General features: G+C 65.8%; 13 protein-coding genes. 7 read left to right on the forward strand and 6 right to left on the reverse strand.

The genetic code is table 11. From position 1 onward, the window contains the following. Positions 1-21 precede the first annotated feature (21 nt). The gene (locus ACO054_RS10540; protein WP_421706528.1) at positions 22-624 is read left to right on the forward strand and encodes a biotin transporter BioY; all 603 of its coding nucleotides are present in this window, start codon (positions 22-24) and stop codon (positions 622-624) included. A gap of 34 nt (positions 625-658) precedes the next feature. Then, on the forward strand, positions 659-1105 hold the full coding sequence (locus ACO054_RS10545) for a DUF1284 domain-containing protein (RefSeq protein WP_421706529.1): 447 nt from the start codon (positions 659-661) through the stop codon (positions 1103-1105). Between the two features lie 11 nt (positions 1106-1116). Here ACO054_RS10545 and ACO054_RS10550 read toward each other — a convergent pair whose 3' ends face one another. The 3 genes from ACO054_RS10550 to ACO054_RS10560 are packed head-to-tail and all read right to left on the reverse strand — an operon-like array spanning position 1117 to position 3433. Then, on the reverse strand, positions 1117-1413 hold the full coding sequence (locus tag ACO054_RS10550) for a DUF1244 domain-containing protein (RefSeq protein WP_421706530.1): 297 nt from the start codon (positions 1411-1413) through the stop codon (positions 1117-1119). A 37-nt stretch (positions 1414-1450) separates the two neighbouring features. Next, positions 1451-2605, reverse strand: a complete 1155-nt coding sequence (locus ACO054_RS10555; protein ID WP_421706531.1) for a carboxylate-amine ligase — start codon at positions 2603-2605, stop codon at positions 1451-1453. An 18-nt stretch (positions 2606-2623) separates the two neighbouring features. Beyond that, complete coding sequence (locus ACO054_RS10560) at positions 2624-3433, reverse strand: N-formylglutamate amidohydrolase (RefSeq protein ID WP_421706532.1); 810 nt, start codon at positions 3431-3433, stop codon at positions 2624-2626. Positions 3434-3538: 105 nt separating this feature from the next. On the opposite strand from ACO054_RS10560, the gene ACO054_RS10565 reads away from it, so the two are divergent. The 5 genes from ACO054_RS10565 (at position 3539) to ACO054_RS10585 (ending at position 9702) form a co-directional block, all read left to right on the forward strand. Next, positions 3539-4585, forward strand: coding sequence for a 4-hydroxyproline epimerase (locus tag ACO054_RS10565; RefSeq protein ID WP_421706533.1), 1047 nt, complete (start codon positions 3539-3541; stop codon positions 4583-4585). Positions 4586-4725: 140 nt separating this feature from the next. Then, positions 4726-4974, forward strand: coding sequence for a DUF2312 domain-containing protein (locus ACO054_RS10570; RefSeq protein WP_421706534.1), 249 nt, complete (start codon positions 4726-4728; stop codon positions 4972-4974). 300 nt (positions 4975-5274) lie between these two features. Beyond that, positions 5275-5688 carry a universal stress protein gene (locus ACO054_RS10575; protein ID WP_421706535.1) on the forward strand — a complete coding sequence of 138 codons (414 nt, stop codon included), beginning with the start codon at positions 5275-5277 and terminating at the stop codon, positions 5686-5688. A gap of 88 nt (positions 5689-5776) precedes the next feature. Continuing rightward, positions 5777-7429, forward strand: coding sequence for a BCCT family transporter (locus tag ACO054_RS10580; protein WP_421706536.1), 1653 nt, complete (start codon positions 5777-5779; stop codon positions 7427-7429). A 257-nt stretch (positions 7430-7686) separates the two neighbouring features. Further along, positions 7687-9702, forward strand: coding sequence for a methyl-accepting chemotaxis protein (locus ACO054_RS10585; RefSeq protein WP_421706537.1), 2016 nt, complete (start codon positions 7687-7689; stop codon positions 9700-9702). 12 nt (positions 9703-9714) lie between these two features. Here the strand turns inward: ACO054_RS10585 and ACO054_RS10590 are convergent, their stop codons facing one another. The 3 genes from ACO054_RS10590 to ACO054_RS10600 form a co-directional block, all read right to left on the reverse strand. After that, positions 9715-10161: an acyl-CoA thioesterase gene (locus ACO054_RS10590; RefSeq protein ID WP_421706538.1), complete on the reverse strand. Its 447-nt coding sequence runs from the start codon at positions 10159-10161 to the stop codon at positions 9715-9717. Between the two features lie 105 nt (positions 10162-10266). Next, positions 10267-11055, reverse strand: a complete 789-nt coding sequence (locus ACO054_RS10595; protein WP_421706539.1) for an alpha/beta fold hydrolase — start codon at positions 11053-11055, stop codon at positions 10267-10269. Beyond that, positions 11055-12356 carry an O-acetylhomoserine aminocarboxypropyltransferase gene (locus tag ACO054_RS10600; protein WP_421706540.1) on the reverse strand — a complete coding sequence of 434 codons (1302 nt, stop codon included), beginning with the start codon at positions 12354-12356 and terminating at the stop codon, positions 11055-11057. Before ACO054_RS10600 ends, ACO054_RS10595 begins: the two co-directional genes overlap by 1 nt. Between the last annotated feature and the right edge of the window lie 629 nt (positions 12357-12985).

The following is a 12985-nucleotide window of genomic DNA, read 5'->3' on the forward strand; positions in this document are numbered from 1 at the left end:
ACCGTGAAAGAGATCGAAGCCATGAACAGCGTCGCGACAGACACCTCCGCTCCCCTAGGCACGGCACTCGCCTGGTTGCGCGGAGGATCCTGGGCAAGACGTGTCTTCCTGGTGCTGGCGGGCAGCCTGTTCCTGGCCGCCTGTTCCTGGATCGAGGTGCCGATGGTGCCGGTGCCCATGACCATGCAGACCTTCGGCCTTGTGGTGATCGGTGCGCTCTACGGCTGGCGCCTGGGCGGCGCGACGGTGCTGACCTACCTGCTGCAGGGCGCTATGGGCCTGCCCGTCCTGGCCGGCGGGGCCGCCGGCTTCATCCACTTCGTCGGTCCGACCGCCGGCTATCTCTTCGGTTTCGCCTTGGCGACCGTGATCGTCGGCTGGCTGGCCGAGCGCGGGTTTGCGCGGCATCCGCTGGCCGCCTTCGCGGTGATGCTATTGGGGCATGCTGCGATCCTCGCCCCCGGCGTCGCCTGGCTGGCCAGCGCCATCGGACTTGGCTGGACCCAGGCGGCCGCCGTCGGACTGACGCCCTTCCTGCTCGGCATGGTCCTGAAGTCGGCGCTGGCGGCGGCCTGTCTGCAGGCGGCACAGCGCTACCGCCGACCGAGCGCGCCGCTCATCTGAGGCTCCCCAGGGTGCTGCACGCCGCTCTTCCGCGATGACCCTGCGCTTGCGGCACCACCATCTGCTCTGTCTGCTGACCTATGTCGGCAAGGGCTACAGCCCGGCTTTCATCGCCAACTTCGACGCGATCGCCGCGCGGGCCTCGGCCGGCGAAGAGATCCTGTTGGTCGAGGGACCGGACGACATCTGCGCGCCGCTGACGGCGAACCTGTCAGAGCAGCAGTGCCTTCAAACGGAGCAACCGCACTGCCTACGCGACAGCGTGCGGCGTCGCGATGCACAGGCGTTGGAGGACTTGAGCCGCCTGCTGGACGAACCGCTGCCGACCGGCAAGACGATCCGTCTGTCGGCAAAAACAACGCAGCACCTGCGCGGGAGCTTCGCAGCCGGAACAGTCCGAACCGCCTGTTCCGGCTGCCAGTGGCACGATCTCTGCTCGGCCGTCGCGGCCGAAGGCTTCAAGGGCGCACGCCTTACCTAGCCCCCCAGCTCTCAGTGGCCGGGATGGCTGGACGCTAAAGCCTGCTTCTGCTCTTCGCTGGCCTCGGTCTGGTGCTTGGCGCGCCACTCGTCGTAGGGCATGCCGTAGACAACCTCGCGCGCCTTGGCCTTGTCCATCTCGATGCCGCGCTCGTTGGCCGCTTCCTGATACCAGCGCGACAGGCAGTTCCGGCAGAAGCCCGAGAGATTCATCAGATCGATGTTCTGGACATCGGTGCGTTCGCGCAGGTGATCGCGCAGGGCGCGGAAGGCTGCGGCCTCCAGTTCGGTGCGGGTCTGCTCGTCCATCGCTCTCTCCCTTTCTGGGTCTTGCCGGTGTTTCGGCTTATGTGTGCTCGGAATCCAGACCTGCAACGGTTTCTTCCATCAGCCAGTCGACCACGCGGTCGAGCGCCTGGCCACGTTCCAAGCCCTCCTCAAGCGCCGCGTCGTAGATCCGGATCTGACGATCGGCGCTTGTGCCGCGCTCGATCACGTCCCGCGCCGCCTCGCACAGGTCCAGGCAGTCCAGCGCCAGGGCGTCTTCCCGGATCAGCTCCAGGACTTCCTCCAACAGATCGGCGTAGGCCACCACCGCGCCCTTGCCGAAGTCGACCAGCCCCTCGTCCATGCCATAGCGCATCGCCCGCCAGCGGTTCTCGCCGATCAGCATGTTGGAATAGCGCCGCCAGCGCTGATTCGTGCGCTTCAGCCGCCAGAGCATGCGCAGAAGACAGAGGTAGATCGCCGCCACGGCGAGGCCGTCGTCGACACGGGTGCAGATATCCGGGGCCCGCAGCTCCAGGGTCGGAAAACGGCAGGAGGGCCGGACGTCCCACCAGAGCTTGGAGCCGTCCTCGATCAGACCCGCGTCGACCAGCACCTGCAGGTGACGCTGATACTCGCCCCAGGAATCGAACTGGGCGGGCAGGCCAGTGCGCGGCAGCTCGTCGAACACGGCCATGCGATAGGACTTCAGGCCGCTGTTGCGCCCGCGCCAAAAGGGCGAGGAGGTGGAAAGCGCCAACAGATGGGGCGTGAAGTAGGCGGCCTGCCCCATCAGATCGATGCGCAGATTGTCATCGTCCAGGCCGACATGCACGTGCATGCCACAGATCACCAGGCGGCGGGCCGGCGCCTGAATATCGCGGGCCAGCAGGTTGTAGCGTTCCTTATCGGTATGCTTCTGGCGGTCCCAGTCGGCCTTGGGATGGGTCGAGGCCGCGAGCAGCGCCAAGTCGTGGGCGCGCGCCACGTCGGCCACCTTGCCGCGCAACTCCCGAAGCTCAGTCGCCGCCTCGCGTATAGAGGCGCACTTGCTGGTGCCGATCTCGACCTGAGACTGGAGAAACTCGGGCGTGACCCGCTCGCCAAGTACGTCTTCCAGCGCAGACATCAGACCGGCCGGTGGTTCTACCACCAGATCGCGGCTCTCCGGATCGACCAGCAGGTACTCTTCCTCGATACCGACGGTGAAAGTGGGTTCGACGAGCGCAGTCATGTCCGGCGAAGGCTCCGGCTAAGGGGACCTGAAGGTGGCTGGATCGGTCAGAAGCGGCCGCAGGATCTCCGCCAGAGTCTCAGCCCAACGCTCGGCCCCGGCCTTCGTATCGATCACGTCCTGGCGCAGTTCGATCAGGACATGCGGCAGGCCGCGCGCATCGCCGTGGGCATGTAGGCTGTAGTCCTCGGTCGAACGGCCGCTGTAGGGCTCGTTGTCGCCTGTCGCGATCCCCCGGGCACGCAGCCCCTCCAGCAGGGGGCGCGGCAGCCGGTCGTCCCGATCCCAAAGGATCGCGGCCTCCATCCAGCGCTCCTCCCCCGCGAAGACCGGCGTGAAGGAATGGAGGAAGATAAGAGCCGGCCGGATGCCTCCGGCGATCTTCGCCTCGATCATCCGCTCGCAGGCCGCGTGGTAGGGCGCGAAGAGCTGCTCGCGGCGCTGTCGTATCTCGCGATCGCTCAAATGGCGGTTGCCCGGCACCTCTGTCCCGTCGCTGATCGGCGGGATGGAGGCCGGCACGTCGACCCGCCGGTTCGGGTCGATCACCAGGCGCGAAAAGTGCGAGAGCACCGCCGGCGCGTCCAGCAGACTGGCCAGCCGGCGCGTGACCTCGGCTGCGCCGATGTCCCAGGCGATGTGCCGCGCCAGCTCGGCCCGGTTCAGACCAAGATCGCCGAGCGCCTCCGGCACGCGGTTGGAGGCGTGATCGCAGGTGATCACCAGCGGCGCGGCGCCGCTGGCGTTCAGAACGGTGAAGGGAGGCGGCTCATCGCGCGTCAGAAGACGCAGATCGACGGCGCCGCGCGGTGTCTCTCCGTCAGGCATGGCGCGCGACTATAACGGCCTTTTCGGCGAGGCAACAGGCCGGCGAGCAGCGAAAAGGGCGGCACGCTATGGCTGCATTTGACGGCTGCCGCGGAAGCGGCCTCAATGGCGGAGATGGAACCGCTCGCGCCCAACACCTTCTTCTGCATCGACGGTCATACCTGCGGCAATCCGGTCCGGCTGGTCGCCGCCGGCGGACCGCCGCTGGAGGGCGCCGACATGAGCGAGAAACGCCAGAACTTTCTGGTACGCTACGACTGGATTCGCACCGCGCTGATGTTCGAACCGCGCGGCCACGACATGATGTCTGGTGCATTGCTCTATCCGCCGACTGACTCCGGCCGTGCACAGGGCGCGGACACGGCGATCCTCTTCATCGAGACCAGCGGCTGCCTGCCGATGTGCGGCCACGGCACCATCGGCGCCGCGACCTTTGCCCTGGAGCGCGGACTGGTCCAACCGCGCGAGCCGGGACGCCTGCGCCTGGAAACCCCCGCCGGCCCCGTCGAGGCGCACTATCGCCTGGACGAGCGGGGCCTGGTGGAGGCCGTGCGGATCACCAACGTGCCTAGCTTCCTGGCGTTGGAGGGCCTGGAGGTCGACTGCCCGGAGCTTGGCCGCCTACGGCTCGACATCGCCTACGGCGGCAACTTCTACGCCATCGTCGAGCCGCAGACGCGGGCCGGCGGAACGTTCGCGGGTCTGGACGCCCTCGCCCCTGCAGACGTCCTGCGGCTGTCGCCCGAGCTGCGGCGCCGCGTCAACGCGGCCGTCGAGATGGTGCATCCCGAGGACCCGACCATTCGGGGCGTCAGTCACGTGATGTGGACCGGCCGCCCCCGACAGCCCGGTGCGGACGGACGCAACGCCGTCTTCTACGGGCAGCGGGCCATCGACCGAAGCCCCTGCGGAACCGGTACCTCCGCGCGCATGGCGCAGCTCGCGGCGCGCGGCGAGCTGGCGGTCGGCGACAGCTTCCGGCACGAAAGCATCATCGGCAGCCTTTTCATCGGCCGGGTGGAAGCGACGGCGGAAGTGAGCGGGCGCCCCGCCATCGCGCCCTCGATCGAGGGCTGGGCGCGCATAACGGGGCTCAATACCCTCTTCGTAGAGCCTCGCGATCCCTACGCCCACGGCTTCCAGGTCGTATGAGACCAACCCGCATCTTAGTTTTATCCACAGCTTCCCCGCTTTGCGCCGGAGCGCGGGCCGTTGAGGCATCGAGCCGCCCTCGCTAAGGTCCGCCGCTCTTCACGCCCGCACCTTTACAGCAAGCAGGAGCACAACAGCCCATGAGCGACGTCGGTGGCGTAGCAGCGGATCGTCTGAAATCCTTTATCGAGCGCATCGAGCGGCTCGAAGAGGAACGCACGGCCCTGGGCGCGGATATCCGCGAGATCTACGCCGAGGCCAAAGGCACCGGCTTCGACACCAAAATCATGCGCCAGGTCATCAAGCTGCGGAAAATGGACCATGCCGACCGGCAGGAGCAGGAGCATCTGCTGGAGCTCTACAAGCGCGCGCTCGGCATCGAAGAATAGCCGGCGCTTCACCAGACCGCCGGTTCATCTATTCGCTTAGGAATGCTGACCGATCATTTCGGACCTAGGATTAATTCCCCCCGCGAGATCTGAGAAATTACTTGAGAGGCTGTTTGCAATTCCCATGGGGAGTTGTCATCCTGCAGTCGCTCTTCTACTGTCGTCAAGTCGGCCGTCCGGTCGTCGGCCGCGACAACTGCCGAAAGGCCGCTCGCACCCGAAGTCTCTCGGACGAGGCACTTTGCGGTTTGAACGAACGGCAGAGCGGGCGAAGGAGAAGCGGACTGCGGAAAGGCCTCAATGTATAAGAAAATCATGGTCCCGGTCGATCTGGCTCACGCAGACAGACTCGAGAAGGCCCTGAATACTGCCGCCGATCTGGCCCGACACTACAAGATTCCGATCTGCTATGTCGGCGTCACGGCCTCGACACCCGATGCGGTGGCCCACACGCCGGAAGAGTATGCGAGCAAGCTGGCCGCCTTCGGCGAGGCCAAGGCCAAGGAGGGCGGCTTCGAGGCGTCCACACAGTCCGTCCTCAGTCACGACCCGACTCGAGACCTTTACAAGCTGCTGACGAAGACGGCCGACGAGATCGGAGCGGACCTAGTTATCATGGCTTCTCACGTCCCCGGACTGCCGGAGCACATCTTGACCTCGAATGCCGGCTACGTCGCCTCGCACAGCGACGTCTCCGTCTTCGTCGTTCGCTGACGCCCCGAGAGAACGGCGCCCCGAGAGACCGGCGCCCCGAAGCGGGACGTCGGCACGCAGAAGGACAGGAAAGCACAGGAGTTCCGAGATGAGCGAGACAGGCACTCCGGCGCCGGATGAAGCCGCCGACGTCCCCGCGCCGGAAGGCGCCTCAGACGTCATCGAGACCGATTACGAGATCGGTCAGGACAACATCCAAACCAACCTGGGGCCCTTCGGACTGGACATCCATAATCCGGTGTTTCTCGTCTCCGGTCTGGTGATCGTCGCTTTCGTGGTGCTGACGCTGGCCTTCCAGAACGAGGTCGGCCCGGTCTTCAACGACATCCGCGGCACCCTGACCTCCAGCCTGGACTGGTTCTTCCTGACCGCCGGCAACATCTTCGTTCTCGTCTGCCTCGCCTTGATCGTCTCGCCGCTCGGCAAGGTCCGCCTGGGCGGACAGGAGGCAACGCCCGAATACAGCTACATCGGCTGGTTCGCTATGCTGTTCGCCGCGGGCATGGGTATCGGCCTGATGTTCTTCGGCGTGCTGGAGCCGGTCTATCACATGGCGGTGTCGGAGCCGCTGGGTGTCCCCTCTCCCTTCGCGGAAGACGGAACGCTGATCGAGGAGAACCTGGCGGCCGCCAAGGCGATGGGCATGGCGGCCACGATCTATCACTGGGGCCTACACCCCTGGGCGATCTACGCGGTCGTCGCCCTGGCGCTGGCGCTCTTCACCTTCAACAAGGGCCTGCCGCTGACCGTGCGTTCGATCTTCTATCCGATCTTCGGGGAGAAGGTCTGGGGCTGGCCGGGACACATCATCGACATCTTGGCGGTCTTCGCCACGCTGTTCGGTCTCGCCACCTCGCTCGGCTTCGGCGCGCAACAGGCCAACGCCGGGCTCGACTTCGTTTTCGGCATCCCCATCAGCGTCAACGTGCAGATCGTGCTGATCATCGGCATCACGGCGGTCGCCCTGATCTCCGTGCTGCGGGGGTTGGACGGGGGCGTCAAGGTGCTGTCCGAGATCAACATGGGCCTCGCCGCGCTGCTGCTGCTCTTCGTCATCGTCGCCGGCCCGACCCTGGCGATCGCGACCGGGTTCTTCCAGAACATCCTGGAATACCTGCGCGACGTGGTCCCCCTGTCCAATCCGGTCGGACGCAGCGACGACAGCTTCCGCCAGGGCTGGACCGCCTTCTACTGGGCCTGGTGGATTTCCTGGTCGCCCTTCGTCGGCATGTTCATCGCACGAGTCAGCCGAGGCCGCAGCGTCCGGGAATTCCTGATCTGCGTGCTGATTATCCCGATGTTGGTCGGTGTGCTTTGGATGACGGCCTTCGGAGGCACCGCTATCGAGCAGGTGATCGCCAACGAAGCGAGCGCCGTGAAGGAGTACGTGATCATCTCCTACTCCCCGGAACTGTCGCTCTTCGGCATGCTGTCCGAGTTGCCGCTGGCCTCCATCACCTCCGTTTTGGCGGTGGTGCTGGTCATCGTCTTCTTCGTGACCTCCTCGGACTCCGGCTCCTTAGTGATCGACACCATCACCGCCGGCGGCAAGGTCAACGCCCCGGTCTCCCAGCGGGTCTTCTGGTGCACCTTCGAGGGTCTGGTGGCCATCGCCCTGCTGCTCGGCGGCGGCCTGGCGGCCCTACAGGCGGCCACTGTCTCGACGGGACTGCCCTTTGCGATCGTGCTGCTGCTTGCCTGCTACGCGATCGTCAAGGGCCTGCTCAGCGAACCACGCTAAAGCGGCCGAGAACCAGGGCGCGTCTTTTCCGCCTATTTGGCGAGGGCAAGGCAACCCTGAACAACTTGAGTGTGCAGAGCCGAACGAACCCGCACACGCAACGGCGGAATTGGCCTCCAGTCCGTGCGACTTTAGAGATTTGCTAACCCTCATCCTTCAGGTTTCTTCCGGTTGAACAGTCGTCGGCAGTTCGCCCTACGCGGTTTCTCGCCCTATGCGGTTTCTCGCCCTATAGGTTTCTCGGTGGAGATCAGGCCATGAAGACCCTTCCGTCCCCCTCGATCGGCCTGCGCCTGGCCGGGGGATTCGCAGTGATTCTCTTGTTGCTCGTCGCGCTGGGCGGCAAGTCCGTCTGGACGACCAATATTTTGGAACAGGAGATCGGGACCAACGCGACGGCTGGCGCCGCCGCCCGGGACGCCGCGGACATCGCCTCGGCCTTCATGGCCCTGAGGGTGGTCGTTCATGAATATGCGGCCAAGGACACGCCGCAGCGCTTCAGGCAGGCCGAACGGCTGTACGGCGCGCTGCAGGAAACGATCGCAGCCAAGCAGGAGAGTGCGACGACACCGGAGCTGCGCGACGCCCTGTCCGAAATCGAGAGCGGAGCCGAGGCCTATTGGAACGGCTTCGAGGAACTGGCCAAGGTGCGCGAGGCACGCAACGAGGTGCGTGACGGCACGCTGCGAGCCGGCGGCGATGCCTTGCGCACGGCCCTGATCCCGATGGTGCGCGAAGCCCGCGACAACACGGACCATTCGACGGCGGAGGCGCTCAGCCGTAGCCTCACCGCATTTCTGCTCACGCGCGACTACACCGGCCGTTTCGTCGAGCTGCAACGGGCCGAAGATCTGACCGAAACGGAGACGCAGCTCGCCGAGACGGAGAAGCTGCTGGGATATGCCGTACGCTTCGCGCAAACGAGCGAGCGGCGAGAAGCGATCTCCGCTCAAATCGAACCGCTCGCGGCTTACCGCGAAGGTCTATTGGAATTCAAAGACTTGGCCGAGGAAGGCAACCGCCTGGGTCGGCAGGTCATCGGCGTGACGGGAATCCGTCTGGCCACGAATCTGTTCGAGATCGAGCAGGCAGCTACGGCTCAAGAAGCCGCGGTCGAATCGAAGGTGCAACAGCGGGCCGCCGTCTCGACCCAGCTGTCGATCGGCCTGTCTCTCGCGGCCGCCGTCATCGGAGCGCTGCTCGCCTTGCTCATCGGCCGCAGCATCGTCCGTCCCCTCAAGAGCATGACGGCCGCCATGCATCGGCTGGCCGGCGGCGACCTGAACACGGAGATTCCCGCCCGCGGCCGCAAGGACGAAATCGGCGAGATGGCCGGCGCGATGGATGTGTTCAAGAAAAACGCCATCGAAGCCAAGCGGTTGAGCAGAGAGGCCGAGGAGCGGGATGCTCGCCAGGCCGAGGAGAAACGCCGGACGATGAACGAACTGGCCGACAGTTTCGAGGCCAGCGTGCGCGGGATCGTCGGCAGTCTCTCCACTGCCGCCGAGGAGATGCAGTCGAGCGCCCAGACTCTCAACCGGACGGCCGAAGAAGGACGCGGTCAGGCCTCCGCCGTGGCGGCGGCGACCCAGGAAGCCTCGGCAAACGTCCAGACCGTCGCGGCCTCCGCCGAGCAGCTCTCCTCCTCGATCCGGGAAATCACCGTCACGGTGGACCAATCGAACCGCAGCGCCGGGCAGGCCGTCGAGCGAGCTAAGGCGACAACGGAGGCGATGCAGGCCTTGACCGCCAAGGCCGAATCGATCGGCGACGTGGTCAGTCTGATTTCCGAGATCGCGGAGCAGACCAACCTGCTGGCCCTGAACGCCACCATCGAGTCCGCGCGCGCCGGCGAAGCGGGCAAGGGGTTCGCCGTGGTCGCCTCCGAAGTCAAGAATCTTGCAGGAGAAACCTCGAAAGCGACCGACCAGGTCGGCGGCGAGGTCGATGCCGTGCGCACGGCGACCAGCGAGGCCGAGGCCTCCATCGGCGAGATCGTGAGCGTGATTAGCGAAATCAGCGAGCTGGCGACCTCCATCGCCAGCGCGGTCGAGCAGCAGCAGGCGGCCACCCAGGAAATCGCGCGTAACGTTCAGGAAGCCTCGAGCGGAACGGCGGAGGTGGCCGAGAAGATCGAGCAGGTGGACGCCGCGGCCGGCGAAACCGGAAAGGCCGCCAACAACCTCCTGACGGCCGCCCAGGGCCTGTCGCAACAGGCGGAGCTTCTGACCCGCGAACTCGAAGGCTTCGTGGAGAAGGTCCGCGCGGCGTAACGCGCCGCCCGCTCAGTCGATGCGCAGCGCTTCCAAGGCCTGCCGCAGGGAGTCCGGCATGCGTTCGACCGGTCGCATGCTGGCGCGTTCCACAAAGACATGGACGAAGTGCCCGGTCGCCGCCGGCGTGTCCGCCCCCTGCTTGAACAGCCCGATCAGATAGCGCACGGAGCGGCCGCCCAGGCGCCCAACCGCAAGACCGGCCTCGACGGTTTCGGGAAAGGTGAAGGAGTCCCGAAAGTTACAGTGGGTCTCGGGCGTGATGCCGATCACCGATCCGGCATGGATGTCCAGACCGCCACGGGCAATCAGGTAGTCGTTAATCACCGTGTCGAAGTAGCTGTAGTAGACCACGTTATTGACGTGGCCGTAGATGTCGTTGTCCATCCAGCGTGTCGGGATCTGCAGAAAGTGCGGATAGCCGGCACGGGACTGGGGCGGCGCGAGGTCTTCGGACACAGGTCGGGAACTCCGAATGGCGGTGAGGCGATGATGTCTGGCCTCTTGGCGCAGGATCGCGCTCCGGCAGAGGACACGGCAGAGGACGCAGCAGAGAGGTGACCGCTACACCGTTCGTTTAAGGGCGTCCAGCGTCGCGTCGGGCTGTTCCGTCATCATCATGTGGCCGCAGCTCGGGATGGTCGCGACAGCCGCGCCCTCGATCATGTCGGCGAGCTTCCTGCCCGCCTTCGCCGGCGTCATCTTGTCGTCGGCCCCGAGAATCAGGCGGGTCGGACAGCGCACGCGCGTGGCATCGGCCGGCCCGTCCGCATAGGTATCGCAGGCCGCAAGATCGCGATGCAACACGCCGGGCCGTGCTCGCTCCAGCAGGCGCTCGCCGCCGCCAAGCAGCCAGGTGCCGGCCGCCGGATGGCCGCCCAGATGGGCGCGCGGGCCGTGGGCCCAATCGTCGATCAGCTCCAGCGCCTTGTGGTCGTCGGCCGCAGCCAGGGCCAGAAGGTCCGGGTGAACCGGCATCTTCGGCGCCACGCCCAGCAGCGCTAAGGCCCTGAGCCGCTGCGGATGGCGCGCGGCGGCGGACAGACAGGCCAAGGCCCCCATGGAATGTCCGGCCAGAGCGGCCTGCCCGACGCCCAGGGCGTCCAGCAGCGCGATCAGCCAGTCGGCCAAATCCGAAATGGCGGTCAGGGCTTCGCCGTCCGAGCGGCCGTGACCCGGCAGGTCCACGGCCAGGACGGCCCGGCCGCGATGGGCCAGGTAGCGGCTCTGCAGCGCCCAGACGCTGTGGTCCATGCCGGCGCCGTGAACCAGCAGGACGCAGGGCAGCGCCGGATCGAAGGGGCGCCCGCCGGTCGCCGCGAAGACCTCTCGCCCCTCGACCGTGATCTGCATCAGCCTGCCTCCTTCACGGCCGCCCGCAGGGCCTGTTTCAGATCGGCGACGATATCCTCCGGATCTTCCAGGCCGACCGACAGGCGGACGAGATCCTCACCGACACCGCTGGCCGTCAGTTCCTCCGGCGTCAACTGGGAATGGGTGGTGCTGGCCGGATGGATCACCAGGGTCTTGGCATCGCCGACGTTCGCCAGATGACTGGCAAGCTGCAGCCGTTCGATGAAGATACGCCCGGCCGCCCGGCCGCCCTTGATGCCGAAGGCGACCATCGAGCCCGCGCCCTTGGGCAGGAGACGCGCCGCCAGCGCGTGATCCGGATGGTCGCTCAAGGCCGGGTGCGCGACCCAGGCGACCTGCTCGCTGGACTGCAGAAACTCCAGCACCTTCAGCGTATTGGATTGGTGCCGTTCCATGCGCAGCGGCAGAGTCTCCAAGCCTTGCAGCAGATAGAAGGCCGTCTGCGGCGCCATCACGGCACCGAAGTCCCGCAGGCCCTCGGTCCGCGCCCGCATGGCGAAGGCTGCCGGGCCAAACTCCTCGGCATAGTCGATGCCGTGGTAGCCCGCGTAGGGCTCGGTCAGGGTCGGAAACTTGCCCGAAGCCTCCCAGTCGAAGCGGCCACCGTCGACCAGCAGACCACCGATGGCGATGCCGTGGCCGCCGATCCACTTGGTGGCCGAGTGCATGACCAGGTCAGCCCCCAGCTCAATCGGTCGGCAGAGCGCAGGCGTCAGGAAGGTGTTGTCGATGGCCAGCGGCAGCTTGTGACGCCGGGCGACCTCCGCGACCGCCGGCAGATCCATGACCTCCAGCCCCGGGTTGCCGACGACCTCTCCGAAGATCAGGCGGGTCTCGGGCCGGATCGCCGCCTCGAAAGCCTTCGGGTCCCGCGGGTCCACCAGCGTGGTCTCGATCCCGAACCGCGGTGCCGTGTGCAGAAAGAAGTTGATCGAACCGCCGTAGAGGCAGCGCGAGGCGACGATGTGCCCCCCCTGCCCCATCAAGGTCGCGATCAGCAGCCAGAGGCAGGCATGGCCCGACGCACCTGCGAGCCCCGCCACGCCCTTGTCGAGGGCGGCGATCCGTTCCTCCAGCACCGCAACGGTCGGGTTGCCGATCCGACTGTAGATGTAGCCGGGCCGTTCCAGGTTGAACAGGCTGGCGGCGTGGTCGCTGTCGCGGAAGACGTAGGAGGTGGTTTGGTAGATCGGGACGGCGCGCGCACCGAAGGTGGAGTCCGGCTGCTGACCGGCATGCAGGGCCAGAGTATCGAACTTCAGGAACTTGGGGTCGGCCATAACAGGCTTCCTTTGCCGGACGTCGGGTCGGCGGGAGCCTATAGGGCCTTGGGGGTCGGCGTCGAGAAAAGGCCACACCCCTGGCGACGGCAAGGGTTGAAGTGCGTGAAGCGACCCTCAGGGCGAGTCCGGCTGGCAGGGAGCCCGGCTGGGGCTTCTGGAGCATCCGCGGGAGGCATCAACGGCGTTTTCAGCCCTAGGCTTAAAAAGAAAGGAGGGCCGTTCAACCTCGCGGTTGCGGCCCTCCGATTTCTTTTGGCGGCTCCCTGTCAACTTGCCGGCCGGGACTCTAGCAGGGTGCAGCAAGGCGTCAAGGGACTCGTTATGGTCAAAAGGCGAAAATGAGTCATAAACCGCTGGAACAGCGCACAAAAGAAAAGCCGCCGGCGAACCGGCGGCAAGTCAACAGGGAGGCGTCACAAGGAACGGATCTTACATCCGGTCATCGGAGGGTGCGGCCCACTCCGGCTGCACGTCGATGACAGAAGCGATCATAGTTACCTTATACTAACGAATGGTTAACGCGCCTGGCAACACTGAACTTTTTTCTTTGAGAAAGAAAAATTCGCTGTGGCAGTTTAGTGGCTCGATTTGCCTATTCAGAGGGATCTCATCAAGAATTACGCTCC

The sequence above is a fragment of the Algihabitans sp. genome (assembly GCF_965226985.1).
Taxonomy (GTDB): domain Bacteria; phylum Pseudomonadota; class Alphaproteobacteria; order Kiloniellales; family DSM-21159; genus Algihabitans.

Coding starts and splice junctions, on each gene's coding strand:
- ACO054_RS10540 (WP_421706528.1), top strand. CDS start 22: ATGAACAGCGTCGCGACAGACACCTCCGCTCCCCTAGGCACGGCACTC.
- ACO054_RS10555 (WP_421706531.1), bottom strand. CDS start 2,605: ATGACTGCGCTCGTCGAACCCACTTTCACCGTCGGTATCGAGGAAGAG.
- ACO054_RS10600 (WP_421706540.1), bottom strand. CDS start 12,356: ATGGCCGACCCCAAGTTCCTGAAGTTCGATACTCTGGCCCTGCATGCC.
- ACO054_RS10565 (WP_421706533.1), top strand. CDS start 3,539: ATGGCGGAGATGGAACCGCTCGCGCCCAACACCTTCTTCTGCATCGAC.
- ACO054_RS10575 (WP_421706535.1), top strand. CDS start 5,275: ATGTATAAGAAAATCATGGTCCCGGTCGATCTGGCTCACGCAGACAGA.
- ACO054_RS10545 (WP_421706529.1), top strand. CDS start 659: ATGACCCTGCGCTTGCGGCACCACCATCTGCTCTGTCTGCTGACCTAT.
- ACO054_RS10595 (WP_421706539.1), bottom strand. CDS start 11,055: ATGCAGATCACGGTCGAGGGGCGAGAGGTCTTCGCGGCGACCGGCGGG.
- ACO054_RS10585 (WP_421706537.1), top strand. CDS start 7,687: ATGAAGACCCTTCCGTCCCCCTCGATCGGCCTGCGCCTGGCCGGGGGA.
- ACO054_RS10570 (WP_421706534.1), top strand. CDS start 4,726: ATGAGCGACGTCGGTGGCGTAGCAGCGGATCGTCTGAAATCCTTTATC.
- ACO054_RS10560 (WP_421706532.1), bottom strand. CDS start 3,433: ATGCCTGACGGAGAGACACCGCGCGGCGCCGTCGATCTGCGTCTTCTG.
- ACO054_RS10580 (WP_421706536.1), top strand. CDS start 5,777: ATGAGCGAGACAGGCACTCCGGCGCCGGATGAAGCCGCCGACGTCCCC.
- ACO054_RS10550 (WP_421706530.1), bottom strand. CDS start 1,413: ATGGACGAGCAGACCCGCACCGAACTGGAGGCCGCAGCCTTCCGCGCC.